We start from the raw sequence: 21,787 nt of genomic DNA, 5'->3' as shown, positions 1-21,787 counted from the left end.
CGAAAAACTCCTTGATACAAATCGTATTGACAAATGTATCACACATGGCTAAATTAGCAACTATGAATATTGATGTTTTTAAAGATAAAGCGATTGCCGCAGCCGATCTGCTCAAAATGATGGGCAGTGAACGACGTTTGATGATCCTGTGCCAATTGGGCAGAGGGGAAAAATCGGTCGGGGAATTAGAAAGCCTGATTGGGTTGAAGCAATCGGCCCTATCACAACATCTTGCAAAACTCAGAGCACAGAAACTGGTGAAAACCAGACGGGTGTCTCAGACCATTTTCTATTCGCTGGCTTCTCAAGAAGTCGAACAGATTATCTTGACCTTGTACGGGCTTTATTGCCCAACGGATCAAAACGAGGATATATCCAATGACGATTGATCGCCTTGTAATGGCCTTTGCCGGCGGCGTTATTCTGCTGTCGCTTGCTTTGACTTTCTTTGTCCATCCCAATTTCTGGTGGCTGACGGCCTTCGTCGGGGCCAATATGTTTCAAGCCGCCTTTACAGGTTTTTGTCCCTTGGCAAAAATGCTGAAAAAGATCGGCGCACAACCCGGTGCGGCTTTCAACTAATCAGTCGACACTTACGGAGCAAAATTAGGCGTATCTTCTTCGATATCGTGGGGGTCCTGATGGATCAGGATTTCCGCGTCCGGGTACAATATCCGTAAAGACGCCGCCACTTCATCGGCAATTTCATGGCAATCACGCAAGGCCATGTCCCCATCCAGTTCCAGGTGCAGTTGAATAAACTGTTGCGGACCGCTGGAGCGCGTTCTTAAATCATGCATGCCGCTGACTCTGGCATGGGCACGAACGCATTTTGCAATTTCCTTGCGTTCTTCATCGGGAAATTCCCGGTCCATCAACAGATCAAAAGCATCCATTGCAATTTCGCGTACACTCCACAGAATGTAAGCGGCAATCACCCCGGCAATCAGGGGATCAAACCACAACCACCCGGTATAGGCGGAAACAAGCAATGCCAGAATAACACCCGCATTCACCAGAATATCGGTCATATAGTGTAAAGAGTCCGCAGAAACCGCCACAGAACGGGTTTTACGCACCACGTAACGCTGGAAACTGACCAGCCCGATCGTCAATATGATCGACAGCACCATGACCATAATGCCCATATCACTGTTTTCAATGGCGCGCGGCTGGATAAATCTGCGTCCGGTTTCTACAGTCAAAAACAAAGCAGAGGCAAAAATAAAACCCGACTGCATCAACCCGGCCAAAGGTTCTGCCTTGCCATGACCAAACCGATGTTCACGGTCAGCGGGTTGCAAGGCATAATGAACGGCAATCAGGTTCACCAGCGAGGCCCCGACATCCAGCACAGAATCAATCAAGGTTGATAACAGACTAACCGAATCTGTTGCCAGCCATGCATAGAGCTTCACCCCGATCAGGATTGAGGCCACAGCAACGGACGCATAGGTCGCCAGACGCATTAAGTGCGGTTTATTCAGTTCTTCAAGGCTGATATTCACAACTCAATGACCTTATCTGATTTTAATTAAGGGAACAACCGCACGACATCCCAGCCGTCATCCGTCATTTTATAAACAATGCGGTCATGGAGTCGAAATTTTTGATCCGCCCAAAATTCGATTTGACGGGGTTTCAGTCGGAAACCGGACCAGAAATCCGGGCGCGGAATTTCACCGATACCGAATTTTGCTGTATATTCCGCAATGCGTTTTTCCAGTTCCCAGCGCCCTTCCATTTCTTGTGATTGTTTGGACGCCCACGCCCCGATCCGGCTGACACGTGCGCGGCTTTGAAAATAAGCATCCGCCTCTTCTGCACTTACTGGCTCAATACTGCCTTCGACACGTACCTGTTTGCGCAAGGATTTCCAGTGCAAACACAGGGCTGCATTCGGATTTTCATGTAATTCCCCCGCTTTACGGCTGCCAAGGTTGGTATAAAAGACAAACCCTTTTTCATCGGCGCCTTTTAACAAAACCATGCGCACAGAAGGAATGGCATCCTTGGTTGCCGTTGCCAAAGACATCGCAGTCGGATCATTAACTTCGGTTTTTTCGGCCTCGGCCAGCCATTCATGGAACAAAGAAATGGGATTAGGGCTTTGCGTCACGGCTTTACTGTCCTAAATTATAAGAAACGATTGAAGGGTTCGCCCTTAATGAACGTCTTAGATAGGCGTTTGTCAACCCGCATGAAAGGTTAAAGATCATGTCTGTTTCCAAATTTGCTTGTGCAATTGCCGCCGTTTCCATGCTTGGTGCCTGTCAAACAACAATGGAAGACAATCCCAAACAAACCGTCGGCACCATCATTGGTGCGGTCGGCGGTGCCGTGATCGGATCCAACCTTGGTAAGGGAAAAGGCAGTCTTGTCGGTGTCGCACTGGGCACATTGGCGGGTGCGTGGCTCGGCAGTTCCATTGGGCAATCTATGGACGAGCTGGACCGCATGAAAATGGCAAATGCCACACAGGATGCACTGGAACACAAATCCGTTGGGCAGACATCAACATGGTCCAACCCCGACAGTGGTAATTCAGGTCGCATCACCCCGACTAAAACCTATTATGAACCGGGTGCAAAAGAACCGTGTCGTGAATACAGCAACACCGTCACCATTGATGGTCAGCTTGAAACCATTACCGGAACGGCTTGCCGACGACCGGACGGAACATGGCGAACCGTTGACTAAAGTCGCAGAGCAGATTATCTATGCGCGAAAAATAAGCGACATTACAGGATAGAGTCCGACGATGAAAGACCCATATAGAGTTCTTGGTATCCCCAAAGATTCAACAAAAATAGATATCAAAGCAGCCTATCGTAAACTCGCACGCCAGAACCATCCTGATTTGCATCAGGGCGACACCAAGGCCGAAGAACGTTTCAAGGAAATTCAGGCGGCCTATCAATTGCTGTCCGATGATGATAAACGCAATCAATATGATCGTGGACAGATCGATGCAGAAGGCAATCCGACCTTTCGTTCCGGTGGTTTTGGCGGTCAACGCCGTGGCGGCAATACCGGTGGGTTTGGCGCGGGTGGTTTCCACGATATTTTCAAGGATTTTGCCAATCAGGCCCGTAGACAAAAAGCCCAGGAAGACCCCTTCGCTGATTTAGGACGTGGATTTGGCGGCGGATTTGATTTTAGTGGCAGCTTCGGTGATGAAACCCACCCCCAAAGAAAAGGCGCAACGGTCAACTGCTGGCTGGAACTGGATTTTGCAGAAGCCGCACGCGGCTGTAAAAAAACAGTTCGCTTGCCCACTGGCAAAGAACTGAGTGTCAATGTCCCTGCCGGTTTTGAAGACGGTCAATCCTTGCGACTGAAAGGTCAAGGCATGCCGGGCTTAAACGGTGCGCCCAGCGGTGATGCGATGGTCGAAATCCATATCAAGCCGGACCCGATGTTTTCGCGCAAAGGCAACGATATTCACCTTGATTTGCCCATTACCGTCCCCGAAGCGGTCATGGGCGCAAAAATCGAAGCACCGACCATTGATGGTCCTGTGCATGTAAAAGTCCCGGAACACGCCAATTCCGGTACAACCCTGCGCCTGCGTGGCAAAGGCATCAAAGCAAAGGATGGCACACGCGGCGATCAATATGTCAAATTGCGTGTCATGCTGCCGGAAAAATCCGACAAGGAATTCATTGAATTCGTCAAAAGCTGGTCAGAACGCAAACCATACAGTGTGCGTGCAAAAAAGTCCTGATTTTTCCTTTAGGTTTCAGGTCCCATTCTGTATGCTTCCAAAAGTTAAATAATAAAGCTATGGATCGGTTTGATGCGCGCACTTCTTTCAATGTTTTTGCTTTTGGCTTTGTCCGCTTGCGTCAATAATTTTGACAAATATTATTCTGCAAACGGCACAACCCCAACACCGTATAACACTCTCCCGCCCTCCGGTGAGATCAAGATTATTTCCGTCTCTCAAAAAAAAGGGAAAGAGACACTCTATAAAATGCTGGAAAATGGATACAGCTATATTGGAAACTCCAGTTTTAATGGTGAACTCGGCGACGATTCCCAATTAAAAGCAGTGGCAAAGAAAGTCGGGGCCGAACTGGTCGTTTATGCAACAGCCATGACGGATAAAGAATCCAAAACCTTCGCATTATCAACACCGGATACACAAACAACCTATCATTCCGGCAGCTTTAACGATTATTCAAGCGGCTATTCTCCGACATATTATTCCGGGACCAGTACAACATATTCATCCAAAACAACCTACATCCCCTATACTGTTACCAACTATGATCAAGAGGCCATGTTTTTTGCCAAGAAACGCCCCGGCGGCCTTGGGTTATATGTCCGCGACCTGACTAAAGAACAACGCAAACAGGTCAACAGCAATATGGGCGCTTTTGTAACGGTTGTTGTTAAAGATTCTTCTGCCTTTCGCGCCAATATCATGCAGGACGATATCCTGCTGGGTATTCGTGACGTTCCCATTAAAGATGCCCAACATTATGTCGAACTTGCCCGAAAGGAAATCGGGCAAAAGAAAGTTCCGATTACATTTTGGCGAGATGGGGAAATCTACACACTTTACGTCGATATTGACGACTACGACTTTTCTGATTTAAAACCTCAATCCTGATGGTTGAAATTTATGTCGATGCAGATGCCTGTCCGGTAAAGGATGAGGTTCTTAAAGTGGTTGCAAGGCGAAATGTCAAAGTGCATTTCGTCTCCAACCAATGGCTTCGGTTGCCACAAAGCACACTGATCAACATCGTGGTCGCCCCACAAGGCCCCGATGAAGCCGACAACTGGATCGCAGAACATATCCAAAAAAACGATATCTGCATCACAGGGGATATTCCGCTGGCTGATCGCTGCATTAAAAAAGGGGCCGATGTCCTTGGACATAACGGCAAAACCTTTACGCCGGACAGTATCGGGATGGCACTTGCGACACGGGATTTAATGACCCATCTGCGCGACATCGGTGAAATTGACGGGGGCGGCAATCGCCCCTTTTCAAAGAACGACCGCTCGCGTTTTTCCAGCACACTGGACACGTTGGTTCAAAAACGGCTTTAATCCGCCATTATTCCTGCCAGATAAATCCGTCGAATGTATAGACTTCGGGGAAAATACCGATTTCATAATAAAGCTCTGCAATTTGATGAAATTTATCCGCTGTCACATTACCCAGTTCAACCCCGTTTTGATATGCCAGCTTGCGCAATTCGTGGCCTTCAAAGAGTAAGCTTTCAACCGATTTTTTCTGCCCATTATAACTTTCTTTTATGACCTGAACCGTTTCCTCAATATGATTAAACGCATAAGCCCAGCCCATCAATGAAGCCTCGCGAAAAGCCTTTACCCGTTTAGGATTTTCGCGAATTTCGCGCTCAGACGTAAACAGCAAATCCCCATAATAGGCCTGCCCATAATCTTTCGGGGCAAAACTGTTAAAGGCAATGCCCTTTTCTTTCAGAATAAAGGGCTCATTTGAAATATAGGATGCCATAGCATCCGTTTTACCAGTGATTAAATCATCCAGATTGTAGCTATGCTTTTGCCGGATTATATCAAAAGCACGCACCCCTTCTTGCTGCAACATGCCCATTGTGGCCGCTGCCCCCAATTCATCCGGGGTAATCATAATCTTTCGTCCGATCAAATCGGATATATTTTCAATGCCTGTATCTTTTCTTGTTAAAAGGATAGAAGGCGTATCCTGAAAGATCGCCGCCAACACGACAACGGGCTTGCCTTGGACGCGTGTCGCCAAGAGCGACGAGCGCCCGGTTCCATAAGTGGCTTTTCCCGTTAAAACCTGTGCGACAACATCGTCGTTTTCAAAGGTAAAGGGCTGTATGGCAACATCAAGACCACGATCACGATAAAATCCTTTTTCCTTCGCCATATAATATCCGGCAAACTGGAATTGATCCAACCACTGAAGTTTCAAGCTGACTTTTTCATATGCATGTACTGTTGCGCTTTGCAAAACAAAGATAAACAGCAGCACCACGGCCCGTTTTAAATGCATTTAATGTTCTTCAACGTCCTGTTAATTTTTTAATTTCCTTAACATGCACGATACCCAACCTAAAAGCAATATACCTAACAGATAAAATCAATCTAAAATATCGTATAGCCCCTTTTGCATTGCCTGCATACGGGCAGCTTCCGCTTCTTCAAGGACTTGAGATGCCCGTGTCCCGATAGACGGGCTTTTAATATCCAGCCCCAATATGGAATACAGTTCACTAAAGGGCGCATTGTGTAAATCACGGGCCAGCACCCATTTGTCATCTTGGCTTAAGACAACAAAACCTGCTTTTTCAAGAGCTTTCATCACAACAGAGGCCACATGCGTCCCTAATTCCCGGTTTAATGTTTTATCCGATAATGCGCCGCCTTTGACGTGCTGTTCCTTTAACAAACGCAAGGCATGCAACGCGGCGGCCATTTTATCAGACGGCGAAATGATCTTTCCATTACGAAAGGCATTTCTTCCCCAGTCCTCCAATGTCGCCGTTAATAACGCCCCAATGAGCACCACCGCCCATGTGAGATACATCCAGATGAGAAAAATGGGGATCGTTGCCAAGACACCATAAATCGCCTGATAGGATGGAAAATGAGAAACGTAAAGCCCGAATAATTTCTTCAAAACTGCAAAAAAGAAACCTGCCGTCACGCCACCAATAATGCCATTTTTAAAAGAAATCGTCCGATTGGGCACAAAGACATAGAAAAACGTTAACGCCGCCATCATCATTAAGTTGGGCAGGATGACACTGGCAAACGACGATACGTTGATCCCACCGACACCGCTGACATCCACCCAGTTGGTCAAGGCATAGAAGTAAGTCGATAACGACAAACTTGCGCCCATTAACAGCGGTCCCAATGTCATCAAAGCCCAAAACACCAGCAAACGCGAGACAAAGGGGCGTTTTTCGCGGACCCTGAAAATTCGGTTCATGGCATCTTCGATTGTGGACAGCAACATAATTGCCGTCACCCCCAAACCAACAATCCCGAGCGTTGTCATACCGCCGGTTTTTTCAGTAAAAGTTTGCAGATATTTCGCAACCGCATCGCCTGCTGCGGGGACAAAGTTTTCAAACACATACGCCTGCAATTGATGTTGCACCCCGTCAAAGGCGGGAAAGGCCGCAAAAATTGCAAAACTGATCGCCATCAACGGCACCAGTGATAACAAAGAGGTATAACTGAGAGACGCTGCAATACGCAGACACTGGTCTTCCCCGAAACGACGCAGGATTAACGACCAGATTTGTGCGAGATTTGTCATATCGAACGATGTTTTTTGAGAGGCGTCCATTGTTTGTTACCGACTGTTACTAAAAACTTTAAAATTGTGACGAGAGAATTCTTTCCCCTTTGCTGATAATATCCTATACAAAGTTCAAAGAATTATTGAAGCTTTCTTTGAAAAAAGGCAAAAAGAGCTTCAATTATCATAGTTACAGAAGTTTGAAGTGAGGATGTCATGACTGTGCCTGCGCTTATGGCTGGTAAAAAAGGCCTGATTATGGGAGTCGCCAACGAGCGTTCAATCGCTTGGGGCATTACAAAAGCACTGAGAGAACAAGGTGCTGAACTGGCTTTCACCTATCAAGGCGATGCGTTGCTCAAACGCGTTGCGCCCTTGGCCGAGTCTGTTGGTTCCAACATTATGCTGCCGTGTGACGTCACCGATCAAGACAGTATTGATGCCGTCTTTGATGTGCTTGAAGAAAAATGGGGCAAACTGGACTTTGTCCTCCACGGGATCGCCTATTCAGATAAATCGGAACTTAAAGGCCGTTACGTGGACACAAGCCGCGACAACTTCCTGCAAACCATGGATATCTCGTGCTTCTCCTTCACAGCCGTTGCCAAGCGTGCGGCAGCCATGATGAACGAAGGCGGTGCGCTTGTGACCCTGACCTATTATGGATCGGAACGCGTTACCCCGCATTACAACGTCATGGGCGTTGCCAAGGCCGCGCTGGAAGCATCCGTTCGCTATCTGGCAGAAGACCTTGGTAAAGATAAAATCCGTGTCAATGCCCTGTCTGCCGGTCCGATGAAAACACTGGCGGCCAGCGGGATCGGTGATTTCCGCTATATCCTGAAATGGAACGAATTAAACTCCCCGCTTCGTCGCAACGTCACCTTGGAAGACGTTGGCGGTGCAGGCCTCTACCTGCTGTCCAACCTGTCTTCCGGTGTCACAGGGGAAACCCATCACGTTGATTGCGGGTATCACATCGTCGGGATGAAGGCAGTGGATGCCCCCGATATTGCGACTTCTTAAACGATCAAAAGGCCAAATAAATGTCCGGTAACCGTTTCGGTCACGTTTTCAGCTTCACCACCTTTGGCGAAAGCCACGGTCCCGCCATCGGCTGTATTGTCGATGGTGTGCCCTCGCAAATTGAATTGTGCGAAGAAGACATTCAAGTCTGGTTGGAAAAACGTAAACCCGGTACCAGCCGTTTTACCACACAACGCAAAGAACCGGACGAGGTTCGTATCCTCTCCGGTGTGTTTGAAGGTAAAACAACCGGAACATCCATTGGTCTGGAAATCATCAATACGGATCAACGATCCAAAGATTACGGCGAGATTAAAGATAAATTTCGTCCCGGTCACGCCGATTATACCTATTGGGAAAAATACGGTATCCGCGATTACCGTGGTGGTGGACGATCCAGCGCACGCGAAACCGCCATGCGGGTTGCAGCGGGTGCGATAGCACGCAAAGTCTTAGGCAACGCGATTGATATTAAAGGCTATCTCGTTCAAATCGGCCCCCATAAAATTGATCGCAGCCGCTTTGACTGGGCAGAAATTGACAACAACCCCTTCTTCTGCCCTGACCCGGTTATGGCAAAAGATTGGGAAAGCTATCTGGATGGTATCCGCAAGGATGGTTCTTCCATCGGGGCGGTTCTTGAAATCGTCGCCAAGGGTGTTCCCGTTGGGTGGGGACAACCGGTTTATGACAAACTGGATGCCGATCTTGCCAAGGCCATGATGTCAATCAATGCGGTCAAAGGTGTCGAAATTGGTGACGGTTTTGATGCCGCGAGCCTGAATGGTGTAGAAAATGCCGATGAAATCCGCATGGGGGAAGATGGCAAACCCGTCTTTCTGTCCAACCATGCTGGTGGAATCTTGGGCGGTATTTCCAGCGGACAGGACATTGTCGTGCGTGTCGCGATTAAACCCACCAGCTCCATTCTGGTGGAACGCAAAACCATCGATATTCACGGTAACGAATGTAACCTGATCACCAAAGGGCGCCATGATCCTTGCGTCGGTATTCGCGGTGTGCCTGTGGCCGAAGCCATGATGGCCTGCGTTCTTGCCGACCATATGATGTTGCACCGCGCCCAGCAGGGTTAAGGCTTTTGGCTGGGGCGAGCCTTTTTCAAAAAACGCGTCAGGCCTATCGCCTGTTTTACCCGTTGGCGGCACTCCACGCTGCGCTTTCCATTCCCCTCTGGATCCTCAGTTATCTGGGGCTTGTGGACTTGAGCCTAAGTGCACAGGATCACGCCCATGAGATGATTTTCGGTTTTGCGCTTGCCGTTATGACCGGATTTTTGCTTAACGGTGTCAAAAAGATCAATCTGATTTTATTAACCGTCCTTTGGATGGCGGGGCGGATCGCTTTATTTTTTCCAGACTTCCCCGCTTGGTTTGCAGCAATTCTGTATATTTCTTTCCCGGTTTTACTTGCCATTCTCGCCGCTGTACCCTTATTCAAAAATGCAAAAAGCTGGCGCAACCTGGCCTTTGCCCCCATTTTAACCGCCTTCACCATCGGTGAAACTCTTTTCCAACTCGGGCAAATGGGCATCTGGGACTTAGGCGAAGAACGCGGTCTGATCTTCGGGCTCAATCTGATTTGTGCGATGGTTTATATGATGGGTGGTCGTGTGGTCACCGCCGTCACCAATGGGGCGATGCAAGCCTTTGATGATCATTTAAAACCCGGCGCGCAATCCTATTGGGAAGAAAAGGGTTTTTTTGCTCTCCTCGCCCTTGTCATCGGCGACTTAAGCGGCCTGAATTTTCTTTCTGTCGCGGGTGGGCTTGCTTTAAGTTTTTGCCTCATCATGCGTCTTTACCACTGGCAGGTCTTACGTCTTCACCGTAATCCACAATGTCTTTGGCTTCATATCGGATTTGCATGGTTGTTGATTGGAATTGTCTTGCGCACAATGGGGCATATTCTGGGGGCTCCCTATGCCATCCTTGGCATCCACACAATCACGATTGCCGCCCTCGGCACCCTGACCCTGACCATCATGTGCCGAACCACCCAACAACGTCTGCGCATAAAAATTCACATTCCACCCGCCTTGCTATGGATGCTTGCGTTCCTAAGTTTTTCCGTAGTTAGTCGATTGCTGATGGAGATTGTTGATATCTCCCCTTGGGGCATTATCTCTGCCGCGTCCTATAGCATCGGGTTCACTTTATTCTTTATCTGGATCATACGGCAATTCTCTATAAGTAACCGTTGATAAATACCTTTGCGATAACAGAGAGCCACAACGCAAATCCCCAATCCCATTACATTCTATGTCATTTCACACCCGGTATCGGTGATTGTACGAGGCATATTTTTTTGTTTTCTTTTGTCTGACAAATATGATAACAATTTGTTCATATAACAAACAATATGTAAACCGAACATAAACAACAGGAGGAAAACATGCCGCAACCCGATCATATCGTCAAAGTTGCCCTACCCGATCAAACCAAACTGGATGACGACATTCAGGCATATTTTGCAAAATGTGAAGAAAAGTTGGGAATGGTACCAAACGTCTTACGGGCCTTTACGTTTAATTCTGATAAATTTCGCACCTTTAGTAAATTCTACAATCAATTAATGCTGGGCGATTCTGTTTTAACCAAATTGGAACGCGAGATGATTGCCGTTGTCGTGTCCAGTTGCAATCGTTGTTATTATTGCCTCGTCGCCCACGGTCAAGCCGTGCGTGAGCTTTCAGGTGACCCACAACTGGGGGAAATGCTGGTGATGAATTATAGAATCGCAAAGCTGGATAAAAAACAGCGTACAATGCTCGACTATGCATGGAAATTAACGGATACTCCCCATGATATTTGTGATGAGGACCGAGAGGCTCTCAAACAAGCCGGATGGGGGGACGATGCCATTTGCGACATTACGGATGTTACCGCATTTTTCAATTATACCAATAGGATGGCACACGGTTTAGATATGATCCCCAATCCTGAATACCATGGCCAGTCACGTTAACTACGCTCGACTATCTTCTGCCACAGGATCGTAATTTATAATTATTACAATTTATATTGACAGAGTAGGAGAGTCGGATTAATAATGACCTCACTAAGTTGATGATATCTGATTTCATTAAGAATGATGATTGAGACAGCCACGTTTCCTACCGTCCCGGGCGACTTCCCCCCCCTGTTCCTACCCCCACGCCCGGGACGGTTTTTCTTTTTTCCATTTTCTGATACATAGAAGCCCTGACCAATAAGGGCTATATTACTATGAGCGAATTTGCTTCCATCATTCTTCATGCAGGGCGCGCTGGTGTCGAACTCGCGCTTTTTGTGTTGCTCCCTGTTATGATCGTTATGCTCAGCCTAATGCGTCTGTTGGAAGCCAAAGGTCTGCTGGACCGTCTCGTCGCTGTTGTCGCCCCCATATTACGCCCCTTTGGGTTGCCCGGCCTTGGCGTCTTTGCCATGATACAGGTTCTGTTCGTCAGTTTTGCCGCCCCTATGGCCACCCTCGCCATGATGGATAAGGGTGGTTCACCACGCCGACATATCGCGGCAACACTGGCTATGGTATTGGGAATGGCACAGGCCAATGTGGTCTTTCCAATGGCGGCCCTTGGCCTGAATGCACCAATCACGATGGGTGTTTCTGCCCTATGCGGTCTAATCGGTGCCGCCCTGACCTATCACGTATTTGCGCGAAATTTACCAGACCGTGACGATGACAACCCCATGATCGTCAAACATAAAGATGCCGATGGCCCAAAAGGGGTCCTTGATGTCATTAACAAGGCCGGTGGCGAAGCTTTAAAAATCACCGTTGGTGCCATCCCGATGCTGGTCCTTGCCCTCGTCTTTGTATCCATCATGCGCGAAGCCGGTGTGATGACCTTTCTCGAAGAGGCACTTACCCCGCTGCTCAATACTCTCAACTTGCCCGGCAGCGTCATCATGGCAACCATCAGTAAATATATCGCGGGCGGAACCGCAATGATGGGGGTTATGAAAGACTTTTTGGATCAAGGCCAAGTCACCATCCCGGAATTCAACCGATTGGCAGGCTTTCTCATTCACCCCTACGATGTCGCCGGGATTGCCGTTCTCATTTCTGCCGGTCAACGGGTTGCCGAGGTTTTAAAGCCCGCTTTGTTCGGCGCCGCAATCGCCATTATATTGCGCAGTCTCATTCACGGTTTTCTTTTTTAAACGGAAAGATTGACGGAAAGTTGAACCGTTAACACATCACTTTGTATATTTGATAATTCCGTATCGACATCACGTAATGACTTTTCGGCAGACTTGACATCATCGTTGTCCTTGCCCTTTTCTTCCAGTTCCAACTGCCGTTTCACCAGTTCAATCAACGCCTTTAATTGGCCTTTAACTTTTCGAACTTCATTCATAAAATCGCGATCTTCCTGCGTGCGGGATAACTGTTCGGCCTGTTTTTGGGTGATCCCCATCAACTCGGCTTTCTGTTTTTCTTTCTCTTCTGTTTGTCCCTGCGCACTATCTTGTGAAGGATTGTTTTTACCTTCCTCGCCCTGTGATGATGTCGGAACAGAGTTGGCGCCAGATACCGTTACCGTGCCCCCCGTTGAGACAGCTTGTGTCTGCCCATCAGAAGTATCCCCAGTCGATGACACCATCGATCCACCTCCCATTCCAGTCGATGTAGAACTCGGCGTACTCGCACTGCCATAGGCTTTAACAGCAGCCGCCAGTTCCTTTGATAACTGGGCAAGACGCCGGGCAACCGCTTTGGGGTTGATACGTGCCATCATCATCAACATGGCAATTTCTTGCTTGATTTGTTCGATTTTCTGGCGCGCACGCTCTTTTTCGGCTTCGCGGGCATTTTCAACAGCCGTACGCACTTTCTTCAGGGCTTCACTTTCACTACGACGTTGTTCTTCAAGCTTTTGCGCCAGCTTGGCATCTTCCAATGCCTGCTTTAATTTTTTTACGATTGCATCATCTTCATCAAGACGGGCTATCAGGTTCGATGCTTTTTCGAACTGACGCTTGGAGATATGACTGGAAATTGAAGCAAGGGTCGTAGCAAAATTATCATCCCCCTTATTTGAAAGATGATCTTTCGTGCGCGCATTCCCTGCCCATGCAGAGAGCGCATTTGTCGCTACCGTATTCATGATTTTCTCCTTTCTGGAGTATTTGATGAATTCTCTCACCAACAGTTATTCTACTACAAAGCCCACCCCTGATCAAAATAGAACACCTCAAAACGATTTGAGCGCATGAGTTTACATGTCAAAAAACAAATAGGCCGCAACCCCGCATAGAATCACCCCCATCGTGCGATTGAAAATTTGCAATCGCTTTGCATCATCCAGAAAATGTTGTGCCCCGGCCCCCAACACGGCCCAAAATCCCACACCAACGCTGCATATAAGAAAATAGAGGACACAAAAAATCATTAAATTCGCTTCATTTTCACCACTTGCAAAAGCCCCGACACCGGACAAGCACGCAATCCACGCCTTTGGGTTTAACCATTGCAGCAAAAAACCTTCGTGGAATTTTGGCAACCTTGCTTGCGATTTTTCCAGAATTCCTTTGGCCAAAGCGATGCGTACGCCAATATAAAAAATAAAGGCCGTTCCCCCAAAATGCAGAACATCCATGACGTACGGATAGTTTTGCAATAGAGCCCCGACCCCCACCCCCGTGATATAAAGCAATGCCGTAAACCCTACGCACGCGCCCGTAACGAACGGTAACGTCCGAATGACACCATTATTTACCCCAGACACCAGCGTCACCATATTGACAGGCCCCGGTGATATGGAAAGCACCATTGCAAAACTGGCCATCGCCAAAAAAAGCGTCATGAAAATCTCCTTTCTCTGTTGAAAGGAATGTAATCACACCATAAATATATTATTATACAGAATTATAAAATTATACTGTTCTGGAAAATGATATAATGATTGATAACCTTCGCGCCTTGGCCCTGTTTGTCAAAACGGTTGAACTCGGATCCTTTCGTGAATGCGCCCGTCATTTTCATCTCTCGCCATCCGTTGTCAGCCATCAAATCAGTGATCTTGAACGCCGTCACGGTGTTCCCCTTCTCTATCGGACAACCCGTAAGCTGTCCCTGACCAAAGAAGGCCATAACGTTTTTGACCAAGCACAAATCATGGTGGAAGCCGCCCATCATGCTTTGAACCATTTAAGTGATGGTTCAGAAATCCCATCCGGGCATTTGGTTTTAACGATGCCCGCAGGATTAATCCAAAACCCGAGCATGAAACGTATTGCACATTTTTGTAGTATTTACCCACAGGTCACACTGGATATCCGGTTCACAGATGAACGCGTCGATTTGATCGAACACGGCCTTGACCTGGCCTTACGCGTTGGGAAAATGGACGATAGCACCTTAAAATCACGCAAAATCGGACAGATCGAACGGAAACTGGTTTGCAGTAAAACCTATTACCACAGACACCCCACGCCCGCCCATGCCGATGATCTATCAAACTGGGACTGGATCAAAATGAAAATGATGCCCCCTTACCGGCAGTTGATTGCCCCCGATGGGACCGCCCATAAAGTTTATTCACAGTCGCAAATCGAAGTTGATAATGTACAAGCGATGTATGAACTCACCTGTCATGGACTTGGCCTCTCAACACCGCCTGTCGATTTACTGGATCATGCCCTCAAGAACGGGGATTTAATTGAAGTTTTGCCGGACTGGGGTGTTTCATCAATGCCGGTCTATGTCGTCTGGCCGCAAAATGGGCTGCGTCGCCGTCTGACCAGTCTTATGCTGGATATATTGACCGCTTAAGATGGCTTATATCTTCTGCCCACAGATCAAAAATTCGATATTGCCTTCCGGCCCCTTGATCGGGCTTTGTGTCAAACCGACAACGGACCAGTCATCCAGTTCATTCAGCCAGTTTTCGATTTTATCGCAGACTTCTTGGTGTAATTCAGGTTCACGCACGACACCGCCTTTGCCGACACGCCCTTTACCCACTTCAAACTGCGGTTTGATCAAGGCAACCAAATAACCACCACTGCGCACTAAATCCATGGCAGCGGGTAACACAGTTTGTAAACCGATAAAGCTGGCATCACACACCACGATATCAACCGCATCCGGGATATCGTCTGCCGTCAAATGACGGGCGTTTGTGCGTTCCATCACGACAACACGTTCATCGGATCGCAATTTCCAGGCAAGCTGACCATGACCGACATCAACACTGTAAACTTTTGTCGCACCACGTGTCAGTAAAACGTCTGTAAACCCACCTGTAGATGATCCAACATCAATGCCAATAAACCCATCAACCGCGATATCAAATTCATCCAGTCCCTTGACCAGCTTCAGGCCGCCACGTGATACCCACGGGTGGTCCTGACCTTTCAGTTCAATCGCAATATCTTCGGCAACTTTCTGCCCGGCCTTGTCCAGACGTTTGGTCTCGGAATAGACATTGCCCGCCATAATCATAGCCTGAGCGCGCGTGCGTGATTCCACCAGTCCCCGATCGACCAACAATTGATCCAACCGGGTTTTGGTGATTTTCTGTTTCTTATGTTCAGGCACGTTGGGCATCTTCTGCTGATCGTCCCAAGGCTTTTAAAACCGCACGGACCATACCGGAAGCATTAATACCAGCAGCCTCGTACTGTTGATGAACATTACCATGATCGACAAATTTATCTTCCATTGTCAAACAACGCACTTTCAACGTACCATCCATCAGGCCTTCACTTAACATATACTGTACGACATGGGCACCGAAGCCACCGGCACTACCTTCTTCAACCGTGATCAGAACTTCATGGTTATTGGCAAGATTGCGCACCAAATCCCGGTCAATCGGTTTTGCAAAACGGGCATCGGCAACGGTTGTCGCCAAACCGAGTGCCTCCAGCTTTTCAGCGGCCAATAAAGCTTCGGCCAAACGTGTCCCATAAGACAGGATGGCAACGCTTCCCCCTTCTTTCATGATGCGGCCTTTGCCGATTTCAAGAACCGTCCCTTTTTCCGGCAGATCGACACCGACACCTTCGCCACGTGGATAACGCAGCGCACTGGCGCGGTCATCAATTTGCGCAGACGTTGCCACCATATGCATCAATTCGGCCTCATCACTTGGGGCCATGACGACAATATCAGGCAAGGTACAGAGATAGGCAATATCAAACGACCCCGCATGGGTCGGCCCATCTGCACCGACCAAGCCCGCCCGGTCAATAGCAAAACGAACCGGCAAATGCTGTAAAACAGCATCATGGATCAACTGGTCGTACCCCCGTTGCAGGAAGGTCGAATAAATGGCGCAAAACGGCTTGAACCCTTCTGCCGCCAATCCAGCCGCAAAGGTCACCGCATGTTGTTCGGCAATCCCCACATCAAACATCCGGTTCGGGAACCGTTCACCGAACTTGTCCAACCCGGTCCCGGACGGCATAGCCGCCGTAATACCGACAATCTTTTCATCGGTTTCGGCTTCTTTAATCAAGGCCTTGGCGAATGTGCCCGTATAGCTGGGCGCATTGGATTTGGTTTTTTGCTGCTTGCCTGTTACCACATCAAACTTGGAAACACCGTGATATTTATCCGCCGAATTTTCCGCCGGCGCATAGCCATGACCTTTTTTGGTTTTGATATGCAGCAACACAGGCCCCGGGTCTTTATCATCGCGCAGATTTTCCAGCACAGACACCACATGATCCAGATTATGCCCATCAATCGGCCCGACATAATAAAAGCCAAGATCGGAAAAAATATTACTGCCGCCCGTCACCATTTTGCGCGCTGCACTTTCTGCATCTTTCACAGTTCGCGCCAGACTACCCGGCAGTTTTTTGACCAGATCTTTCGCGCTATGACGGAAAGATTTCAATGTTGTGCTGGTCAAAAGTTCCGACAGATAATAGCTCATGGCCCCAACAGGCGGTGCAATCGACATATCATTATCATTCAGAATAACAATCAAGCGACTGTCCAGCGCGCCAGCGTTGTTCATGGCTTCATAAGCCATGCCCGCCGTGATGGACCCGTCCCCGATTACCGCAATCACATGATTTTTGCCACCTTTCAAATCGCGTGCAACCGCCATACCCAAACCGGCAGAGATCGAGGTAGAACTATGCCCCGCACCGAAAGGATCATAATCGCTTTCTGTGCGTTTGGTAAAACCGGAAATACCGCCATCCTGACGCAGCGTGCCCATCTGATCGCGTCGCCCGGTCAGAACTTTATGGGGGTAACACTGGTGCCCGACATCCCAGATAATTTTATCATCGGGTGCGTTAAACACATGATGCAAACCAACGGTCAGTTCCATAACCCCCAGGCTGGCCCCCAAATGCCCACCTGTGCGCGAAACATGGCGCACTACATCGTTACGCAACTCATCCGTTAACTGGCGCAATTGATCAAGGTTCATGCCTTTCAAATCGGCCGGGGAATGAACGGTATCGAGTAAAGGTGTGTCAGACACGTCTTTCATCCTTAAGTCTTAATTATTTTAGCTGCGGCGGTTTACCACATATTGCGCCATTGCGCGCAATAATTCTGTATCACGATCAAAAACATCCAGATGACGGCACGCCTGCTCTGATAGCATATGGGCCTGTTCGCGCGCACGTTCCACCCCTAAAAGGGATACAAACGTGGCCTTACCGCGTTCGGCATCCTTGCCGACTTTCTTGCCGGTTTCTTCTTCGGACGCTTCCACATCCAGCAAATCATCTGCAATTTGAAAAGCCAGCCCCAGATCATGCCCGTAATTACGCAAAGCCTGCATTTTGATATCTTTCGCCTTGCCCAGAATGGCCCCGGCCTTACAGGCAAAGACGATCAAGGCACCCGTTTTCAAACGCTGTAAACGGGTGATTTCAGGAATACCAAGCTCGCGGGTTTCCGCCATCAAATCAATCATTTGACCGCCAACCATCCCGTTCATACCGGACGCCTTGGCCAGTTCGCTCACCAACGCACACCGTACACTTGGCGAAGGATGTGTTTCTTCATCGGCCAAAACTTCAAATGCCAATGTCAGCAACGCATCACCCGCCAAAATCGCCGTGGCTTCATCATATTCAATATGGCACGTGGGACGCCCACGGCGCAAATCATCGTCATCCATTGCCGGTAAATCATCATGGATCAAGGAATAACAATGCACCATTTCCAAAGCGGCTGCGACACGTAACGCACTGGCTTCGGACACACCGAATAAACGAGAAGACGCCATCACCAAAAACGGACGCACCCGTTTACCACCGCCCAAGGCACTGTAACGCATGGCCTTTACGACTTGGGCTTCCGGGCCTTCCGGTTCAAGTAACAAGTCATCTAAAACTTTATCAACGTCTTCGGCCTGTTCTTGTAAAGCCAGTTTTAAATCAGTCACGATTGCGGCCTTCTATCAGGAAATCTCGGTCGGTTGCGCACTGACACTGCCATCAGGGGCCAGCGAAATCTTATCGACTTTGGCTTTGGCCTCTGCCAGCTTGGCTTCGCAATGGCGTTTCAATAACGCACCCTTTTCATAGGCGGTGATTGCATCATCCAATTTACCGGAACCGCTCTCCAACTGGCGTACAATTTCTTCCAATTGGGAAAGGGCCTCTTCGAAGCTTAAATTTTCGATTTCAGTCTGGGACATCTTTAAAAAACTCTATAGATTGACGAGCGGGCCAATGTACGCCCGCCTCTCGCTCAGGGCAAGTTTTTAGGGTTGGATTCAGGCATGCATCAAAGTTTTGACATGTGCGGCAACGCTGGCGGCCAACGCATCAACATCGTAGCCCCCTTCTAAAACCGAGACCACACGCCCCTGACAACATTCATTGGCGACTTTAAGAAGTTCCTCCGTCACCCAGATGAAATCCTGAACCGTTAAACGAAGATGCGCCAATGGATCGCGGGCATGCGCATCGAATCCGGCAGAAATAATCAGAAAATCTGGATTGAATGCACGCAAGGCCGGAAGGATTTTTTCTTCATAAGCGGCGCGAAATTCTTCCGGTCGTGACCCCGGTGCCAATTCCACATTGCAGATATTGTTGGCAACACCTGTGTCACTTTCCTTACCCGTTTCCGGGTACCCCGGTGATTGATGGGATGATCCATAAAATAAATTCGGACTGTTATAAAAAATATCCTGCGTGCCATTGCCATGATGGACATCGAAATCAATCACAGCCGCTTTTTTCACTTCGGGATATTTTGCAACGGCGTGGATGGCTGCAATCGCTGCATTATTGAAAAAACAAAACCCCATTGCCTTGGTCGTTTCTGCATGATGGCCCGGTGGACGTGTTGCACAAAAAACATTGCGCGCTTTTTTCGCCATAACTTCATCCACCCCATAACAGGCCCCCCCGACGGAGCGCAAAGCCGCTTCCCACGTATCGGCAGAAACGATCGTGTCACCATCAATCGCATTCAGATGGTCGCCAACCTTGGGCACGGCACGTTCAACTGCCTCGATATAATTGGTCGGGTGGGCAAGTTCCAATTGCGCATGGCTCGCCATCGGCGCTTCGTCACGATGAAGCAGGAAAAACTCTTCCCGGTTTAAGTAACTGAGGATTTTGCGCAATCTGGCCGCGCGTTCCGGGTGATGTTCACCCGTGTCGTGTTTCATACAGACCGGGTGCGTCAATAACAATGTGGACATAGCCTCCCCCCTGCTTTCATTATCTTTATGTATCAGGTTGCATATGCATCATAGGTTATATTCGGGGAAAAGCTACTCTTTTCATCAGCCTTTTTTAAGGATGATCAGGTATTTTCCGTCGCGTTCTTCATTCAATAAAAGCTCATGGCCCGAGGCTTGACAAAAATCCCGAAAATCACGCGGTGCCTGAGAATCTGAAGCCGTTATTTCCAAAATCTCACCGGATTTCATTGCTTTTATTTCTTTACCGGCACGCAAAACCGGGATCGGGCAACGCATACCCGTAGCATCCAGATATTTATCTATTTCTATCTGTGCGGTTGTTTTTGCTTGTTTTTCCAATTGATAATCACTCTTATTCATATAAAACCAAAACACGATACAGCTTAAGCGAAAATTATATTCACAGCATATACTATTTTTTTTCGTAATATATGTTTTTTTATATGGAATATCCCTGTACAACTGCATATATTCACTTTATAAGATTTTCTTATATACGAAAAATAATATGTATTCAAAACCATTAACCATATGCGAACAGAGCCATGGATATAGAACTTCAGAAACTTGAAGAAAACGCCCGCCGTGCCAGCACCCTGCTGAAAGCAATGAGCAACCAACATCGTTTAATGATTTTATGCCAGATTTCCAATCAGGAAAAATCGGTTGGCGAACTGGAAGAGATTATCGGATTGAGCCAGTCGGCCCTGTCACAACATCTTGCCCGCTTGCGCCGCGATAATCTTGTGCAAACCCGACGCGATGCGCAAACCATTTATTACTCCTTAAAAGGGGAAGAGGCCTCAACGGTAATAGAGACTCTTTATAACCTCTATTGTGCCCCCGAAGACGCAACTGCTTGCGCTTAAGGCAGAACAGGTTATGTTAAGAAAAAAGCCGTTGTGCTTTGCAACGGCTTTTTTCTTTTAAAGATACCTGATACTGGATTTCCTATGACTTCGACTTCCCTTTCTCTGGCAAAATCCCCTGCAGTTTTAAGCCCTGCGGCTGAATTGGCGGCAGATTATTATGACGGCACCGCAGACGATATCTATCGCGCCATTTGGGGCAACAGCATTCATCTGGGTAAATTTCAGTCCAAAGACGAAGCCCTGCCGATTGCCATGCAACGCGCCAAAGACACCATGATTGATGGCATTGCCCTGCATAAGGAAAGTAAAGTTCTGGAAGTCGGTTGTGGATACGGCAGTCTGGCGCGCCAACTGGCACGCAGTTTCGATTGTTCTGTCCTCGCCACAAACATTTCACAAAGGCAACTGGATTATGCTGCGGAATTAACCAAGGCGGAAGGTCTGTCCGATAAAGTAAAATTTGAAAAATGCGATTATCACCACCTCCCTTATGCGGCAAACAGTTTTGAAGTGTACTGGAGTCAGGAAAGCTTTTTGCATGCAGGCGACCGCAATGTTGTACTGAATGAAGCCCATCGTGTGTTGGAACCGTTTGGCCTGCTGGCTTTTTCCGAAGTCACCTTGCGCCGTTCCACCCCGCCTGCCTTGCGCGAAGCCATCCTCAAACGGGTCAAGACACCGACCATGTGGTCCAAACATGAATATGAAGTCAACCTTGCCACCTGCGGTTTTCAGGTTGAAAAATGGGAAGACTGGTCCGAAAATGTTGCCCTGACCTATGGCTGGACCCTCAAACAGATGGAACGCAAACAAGGCGAAATCATCCCGCGCATCGGCAAAGAAGCCTTCGAACATGCCTGTGAAGGCATGGCCGTCTGGAAACGGGCCGCAGAAGACGGATACCTTGGATGGATCCACGTTATCGCAGCCGCAACAACACGCGATTAA

General features: G+C 48.2%; 26 protein-coding genes. 14 read left to right on the top strand and 12 right to left on the bottom strand.

Annotated features, from left to right (window positions below; all coding sequences use genetic code 11):
* Positions 1 to 44: 44 nt before the first annotated feature.
* The gene (locus IEW74_RS06515; RefSeq protein ID WP_373283787.1) at positions 45 to 389 is read left to right on the top strand and encodes an ArsR/SmtB family transcription factor; all 345 of its coding nucleotides are present in this window, start codon (positions 45 to 47) and stop codon (positions 387 to 389) included.
* Positions 379 to 582: a YgaP family membrane protein gene (locus IEW74_RS06510; protein WP_188662952.1), complete on the top strand. Its 204-nt coding sequence runs from the start codon at positions 379 to 381 to the stop codon at positions 580 to 582. The genes IEW74_RS06515 and IEW74_RS06510 overlap by 11 nt, the downstream gene beginning before the upstream one ends.
* Positions 583 to 593: 11 nt before the next feature.
* Here IEW74_RS06510 and IEW74_RS06505 read toward each other — a convergent pair whose 3' ends face one another.
* Positions 594 to 1,508 (bottom strand): cation diffusion facilitator family transporter, encoded by a 915-nt coding sequence (locus IEW74_RS06505; RefSeq protein WP_229734255.1) that lies wholly within the window; start codon positions 1,506 to 1,508, stop codon positions 594 to 596.
* 26 nt (positions 1,509 to 1,534) lie between these two features.
* Entirely contained in the window at positions 1,535 to 2,119 is a 585-nt protein-coding gene (gene pdxH / locus IEW74_RS06500; RefSeq protein ID WP_188662950.1) for a pyridoxamine 5'-phosphate oxidase, read from the bottom strand.
* Between the two features lie 98 nt (positions 2,120 to 2,217).
* Between pdxH and IEW74_RS06495 the strand changes: the two genes are divergently transcribed.
* From IEW74_RS06495 to IEW74_RS06480, 4 genes are all read left to right on the top strand, one after another.
* Entirely contained in the window at positions 2,218 to 2,700 is a 483-nt protein-coding gene (locus IEW74_RS06495; protein WP_229734254.1) for an RT0821/Lpp0805 family surface protein, read from the top strand.
* Positions 2,701 to 2,761: 61 nt separating this feature from the next.
* Positions 2,762 to 3,727 carry a DnaJ C-terminal domain-containing protein gene (locus tag IEW74_RS06490; protein ID WP_188662948.1) on the top strand — a complete coding sequence of 322 codons (966 nt, stop codon included), beginning with the start codon at positions 2,762 to 2,764 and terminating at the stop codon, positions 3,725 to 3,727.
* A 72-nt stretch (positions 3,728 to 3,799) separates the two neighbouring features.
* Positions 3,800 to 4,618 (top strand): PDZ domain-containing protein, encoded by an 819-nt coding sequence (locus IEW74_RS06485; protein ID WP_188662946.1) that lies wholly within the window; start codon positions 3,800 to 3,802, stop codon positions 4,616 to 4,618.
* Positions 4,618 to 5,064 carry a YaiI/YqxD family protein gene (locus tag IEW74_RS06480; protein WP_188662944.1) on the top strand — a complete coding sequence of 149 codons (447 nt, stop codon included), beginning with the start codon at positions 4,618 to 4,620 and terminating at the stop codon, positions 5,062 to 5,064. The genes IEW74_RS06485 and IEW74_RS06480 overlap by 1 nt, the downstream gene beginning before the upstream one ends.
* 7 nt (positions 5,065 to 5,071) lie before the next feature.
* On the opposite strand, the gene IEW74_RS06475 is transcribed toward IEW74_RS06480, so the two are convergent.
* Positions 5,072 to 6,022, bottom strand: coding sequence for an ABC transporter substrate-binding protein (locus tag IEW74_RS06475; protein ID WP_188662943.1), 951 nt, complete (start codon positions 6,020 to 6,022; stop codon positions 5,072 to 5,074).
* An 87-nt stretch (positions 6,023 to 6,109) separates the two neighbouring features.
* Complete coding sequence (locus IEW74_RS06470; protein WP_188662941.1) at positions 6,110 to 7,327, bottom strand: YihY family inner membrane protein; 1,218 nt, start codon at positions 7,325 to 7,327, stop codon at positions 6,110 to 6,112.
* 168 nt (positions 7,328 to 7,495) lie between these two features.
* Between IEW74_RS06470 and fabI the strand changes: the two genes are divergently transcribed.
* From fabI to IEW74_RS06445, 5 genes are all read left to right on the top strand, one after another.
* Positions 7,496 to 8,305 carry an enoyl-ACP reductase FabI gene (gene fabI, locus IEW74_RS06465; RefSeq protein WP_188662939.1) on the top strand — a complete coding sequence of 270 codons (810 nt, stop codon included), beginning with the start codon at positions 7,496 to 7,498 and terminating at the stop codon, positions 8,303 to 8,305.
* Positions 8,306 to 8,325: 20 nt separating this feature from the next.
* Positions 8,326 to 9,399: a chorismate synthase gene (gene aroC / locus IEW74_RS06460; RefSeq protein ID WP_188662937.1), complete on the top strand. Its 1,074-nt coding sequence runs from the start codon at positions 8,326 to 8,328 to the stop codon at positions 9,397 to 9,399.
* 5 nt (positions 9,400 to 9,404) lie between these two features.
* Entirely contained in the window at positions 9,405 to 10,526 is a 1,122-nt protein-coding gene (locus IEW74_RS06455; RefSeq protein WP_188662930.1) for an NnrS family protein, read from the top strand.
* Positions 10,527 to 10,717: 191 nt separating this feature from the next.
* Positions 10,718 to 11,290 carry a peroxidase-related enzyme gene (locus IEW74_RS06450; RefSeq protein ID WP_188662927.1) on the top strand — a complete coding sequence of 191 codons (573 nt, stop codon included), beginning with the start codon at positions 10,718 to 10,720 and terminating at the stop codon, positions 11,288 to 11,290.
* A gap of 260 nt (positions 11,291 to 11,550) precedes the next feature.
* On the top strand, positions 11,551 to 12,489 hold the full coding sequence (locus IEW74_RS06445; RefSeq protein WP_188662925.1) for a nucleoside recognition domain-containing protein: 939 nt from the start codon (positions 11,551 to 11,553) through the stop codon (positions 12,487 to 12,489).
* On the opposite strand, the gene IEW74_RS06440 is transcribed toward IEW74_RS06445, so the two are convergent.
* Positions 12,486 to 13,436: a hypothetical protein gene (locus IEW74_RS06440; protein WP_188662923.1), complete on the bottom strand. Its 951-nt coding sequence runs from the start codon at positions 13,434 to 13,436 to the stop codon at positions 12,486 to 12,488. The two genes, IEW74_RS06445 and IEW74_RS06440, sit on opposite strands and share 4 nt — an antisense overlap.
* 111 nt (positions 13,437 to 13,547) lie before the next feature.
* Positions 13,548 to 14,135: a LysE family translocator gene (locus tag IEW74_RS06435; RefSeq protein ID WP_188662921.1), complete on the bottom strand. Its 588-nt coding sequence runs from the start codon at positions 14,133 to 14,135 to the stop codon at positions 13,548 to 13,550.
* Between the two features lie 95 nt (positions 14,136 to 14,230).
* Between IEW74_RS06435 and IEW74_RS06430 the strand changes: the two genes are divergently transcribed.
* Positions 14,231 to 15,103 carry a LysR family transcriptional regulator gene (locus tag IEW74_RS06430; protein ID WP_188662919.1) on the top strand — a complete coding sequence of 291 codons (873 nt, stop codon included), beginning with the start codon at positions 14,231 to 14,233 and terminating at the stop codon, positions 15,101 to 15,103.
* A gap of 6 nt (positions 15,104 to 15,109) precedes the next feature.
* On the opposite strand, the gene IEW74_RS06425 is transcribed toward IEW74_RS06430, so the two are convergent.
* The 6 genes from IEW74_RS06425 to IEW74_RS06400 all read right to left on the bottom strand — a co-directional run bounded on the left by IEW74_RS06425 (position 15,110) and on the right by IEW74_RS06400 (position 20,327).
* On the bottom strand, positions 15,110 to 15,847 hold the full coding sequence (locus IEW74_RS06425) for a TlyA family RNA methyltransferase (protein WP_229734263.1): 738 nt from the start codon (positions 15,845 to 15,847) through the stop codon (positions 15,110 to 15,112).
* A gap of 16 nt (positions 15,848 to 15,863) precedes the next feature.
* Positions 15,864 to 17,786, bottom strand: a complete 1,923-nt coding sequence (gene dxs, locus IEW74_RS06420) for a 1-deoxy-D-xylulose-5-phosphate synthase (protein ID WP_188662915.1) — start codon at positions 17,784 to 17,786, stop codon at positions 15,864 to 15,866.
* Between the two features lie 18 nt (positions 17,787 to 17,804).
* Positions 17,805 to 18,695 (bottom strand): polyprenyl synthetase family protein, encoded by an 891-nt coding sequence (locus tag IEW74_RS06415; RefSeq protein WP_229734262.1) that lies wholly within the window; start codon positions 18,693 to 18,695, stop codon positions 17,805 to 17,807.
* Positions 18,696 to 18,707: 12 nt separating this feature from the next.
* Positions 18,708 to 18,947 carry an exodeoxyribonuclease VII small subunit gene (locus IEW74_RS06410; protein WP_188662913.1) on the bottom strand — a complete coding sequence of 80 codons (240 nt, stop codon included), beginning with the start codon at positions 18,945 to 18,947 and terminating at the stop codon, positions 18,708 to 18,710.
* A 78-nt stretch (positions 18,948 to 19,025) separates the two neighbouring features.
* Positions 19,026 to 19,964 carry a histone deacetylase family protein gene (locus IEW74_RS06405; protein ID WP_188662911.1) on the bottom strand — a complete coding sequence of 313 codons (939 nt, stop codon included), beginning with the start codon at positions 19,962 to 19,964 and terminating at the stop codon, positions 19,026 to 19,028.
* Between the two features lie 84 nt (positions 19,965 to 20,048).
* Positions 20,049 to 20,327: a sulfurtransferase TusA family protein gene (locus tag IEW74_RS06400; protein ID WP_188662909.1), complete on the bottom strand. Its 279-nt coding sequence runs from the start codon at positions 20,325 to 20,327 to the stop codon at positions 20,049 to 20,051.
* Positions 20,328 to 20,512: 185 nt separating this feature from the next.
* Here IEW74_RS06400 and IEW74_RS06395 point away from each other — a divergent pair, with 185 nt between their 5' ends.
* Together IEW74_RS06395 and IEW74_RS06390 are read left to right on the top strand one after the other, a co-directional pair.
* The gene (locus IEW74_RS06395) at positions 20,513 to 20,836 is read left to right on the top strand and encodes an ArsR/SmtB family transcription factor (RefSeq protein WP_373283785.1); all 324 of its coding nucleotides are present in this window, start codon (positions 20,513 to 20,515) and stop codon (positions 20,834 to 20,836) included.
* Between the two features lie 84 nt (positions 20,837 to 20,920).
* Positions 20,921 to 21,787 (top strand): SAM-dependent methyltransferase, encoded by an 867-nt coding sequence (locus IEW74_RS06390; protein WP_188662907.1) that lies wholly within the window; start codon positions 20,921 to 20,923, stop codon positions 21,785 to 21,787.

It is taken from the genome of Terasakiella brassicae, assembly GCF_014641495.1.
Taxonomy (GTDB): Bacteria; Pseudomonadota; Alphaproteobacteria; order Rhodospirillales; family Terasakiellaceae; genus Terasakiella; species Terasakiella brassicae.
This window is presented reverse-complemented; position numbering and strand designations above follow the sequence as displayed.

Bases quoted from the DNA above. Each gene is read 5' to 3' on its own strand.
- IEW74_RS06515 (WP_373283787.1), top strand. From the start codon at position 45: ATGGCTAAATTAGCAACTATGAATATTGATGTTTTTAAAGATAAAGCG.
- IEW74_RS06510 (WP_188662952.1), top strand. From the start codon at position 379: ATGACGATTGATCGCCTTGTAATGGCCTTTGCCGGCGGCGTTATTCTG.
- IEW74_RS06495 (WP_229734254.1), top strand. From the start codon at position 2,218: ATGTCTGTTTCCAAATTTGCTTGTGCAATTGCCGCCGTTTCCATGCTT.
- IEW74_RS06490 (WP_188662948.1), top strand. From the start codon at position 2,762: ATGAAAGACCCATATAGAGTTCTTGGTATCCCCAAAGATTCAACAAAA.
- IEW74_RS06485 (WP_188662946.1), top strand. From the start codon at position 3,800: ATGCGCGCACTTCTTTCAATGTTTTTGCTTTTGGCTTTGTCCGCTTGC.
- IEW74_RS06480 (WP_188662944.1), top strand. From the start codon at position 4,618: ATGGTTGAAATTTATGTCGATGCAGATGCCTGTCCGGTAAAGGATGAG.
- IEW74_RS06475 (WP_188662943.1), bottom strand. From the start codon at position 6,022: ATGCATTTAAAACGGGCCGTGGTGCTGCTGTTTATCTTTGTTTTGCAA.
- IEW74_RS06470 (WP_188662941.1), bottom strand. From the start codon at position 7,327: ATGGACGCCTCTCAAAAAACATCGTTCGATATGACAAATCTCGCACAA.
- fabI (WP_188662939.1), top strand. From the start codon at position 7,496: ATGACTGTGCCTGCGCTTATGGCTGGTAAAAAAGGCCTGATTATGGGA.
- aroC (WP_188662937.1), top strand. From the start codon at position 8,326: ATGTCCGGTAACCGTTTCGGTCACGTTTTCAGCTTCACCACCTTTGGC.
- IEW74_RS06450 (WP_188662927.1), top strand. From the start codon at position 10,718: ATGCCGCAACCCGATCATATCGTCAAAGTTGCCCTACCCGATCAAACC.
- IEW74_RS06445 (WP_188662925.1), top strand. From the start codon at position 11,551: ATGAGCGAATTTGCTTCCATCATTCTTCATGCAGGGCGCGCTGGTGTC.
- IEW74_RS06440 (WP_188662923.1), bottom strand. From the start codon at position 13,436: ATGAATACGGTAGCGACAAATGCGCTCTCTGCATGGGCAGGGAATGCG.
- IEW74_RS06435 (WP_188662921.1), bottom strand. From the start codon at position 14,135: ATGACGCTTTTTTTGGCGATGGCCAGTTTTGCAATGGTGCTTTCCATA.
- IEW74_RS06430 (WP_188662919.1), top strand. From the start codon at position 14,231: ATGATTGATAACCTTCGCGCCTTGGCCCTGTTTGTCAAAACGGTTGAA.
- dxs (WP_188662915.1), bottom strand. From the start codon at position 17,786: ATGAAAGACGTGTCTGACACACCTTTACTCGATACCGTTCATTCCCCG.
- IEW74_RS06410 (WP_188662913.1), bottom strand. From the start codon at position 18,947: ATGTCCCAGACTGAAATCGAAAATTTAAGCTTCGAAGAGGCCCTTTCC.
- IEW74_RS06405 (WP_188662911.1), bottom strand. From the start codon at position 19,964: ATGTCCACATTGTTATTGACGCACCCGGTCTGTATGAAACACGACACG.
- IEW74_RS06400 (WP_188662909.1), bottom strand. From the start codon at position 20,327: ATGAATAAGAGTGATTATCAATTGGAAAAACAAGCAAAAACAACCGCA.
- IEW74_RS06395 (WP_373283785.1), top strand. From the start codon at position 20,513: ATGGATATAGAACTTCAGAAACTTGAAGAAAACGCCCGCCGTGCCAGC.
- IEW74_RS06390 (WP_188662907.1), top strand. From the start codon at position 20,921: ATGACTTCGACTTCCCTTTCTCTGGCAAAATCCCCTGCAGTTTTAAGC.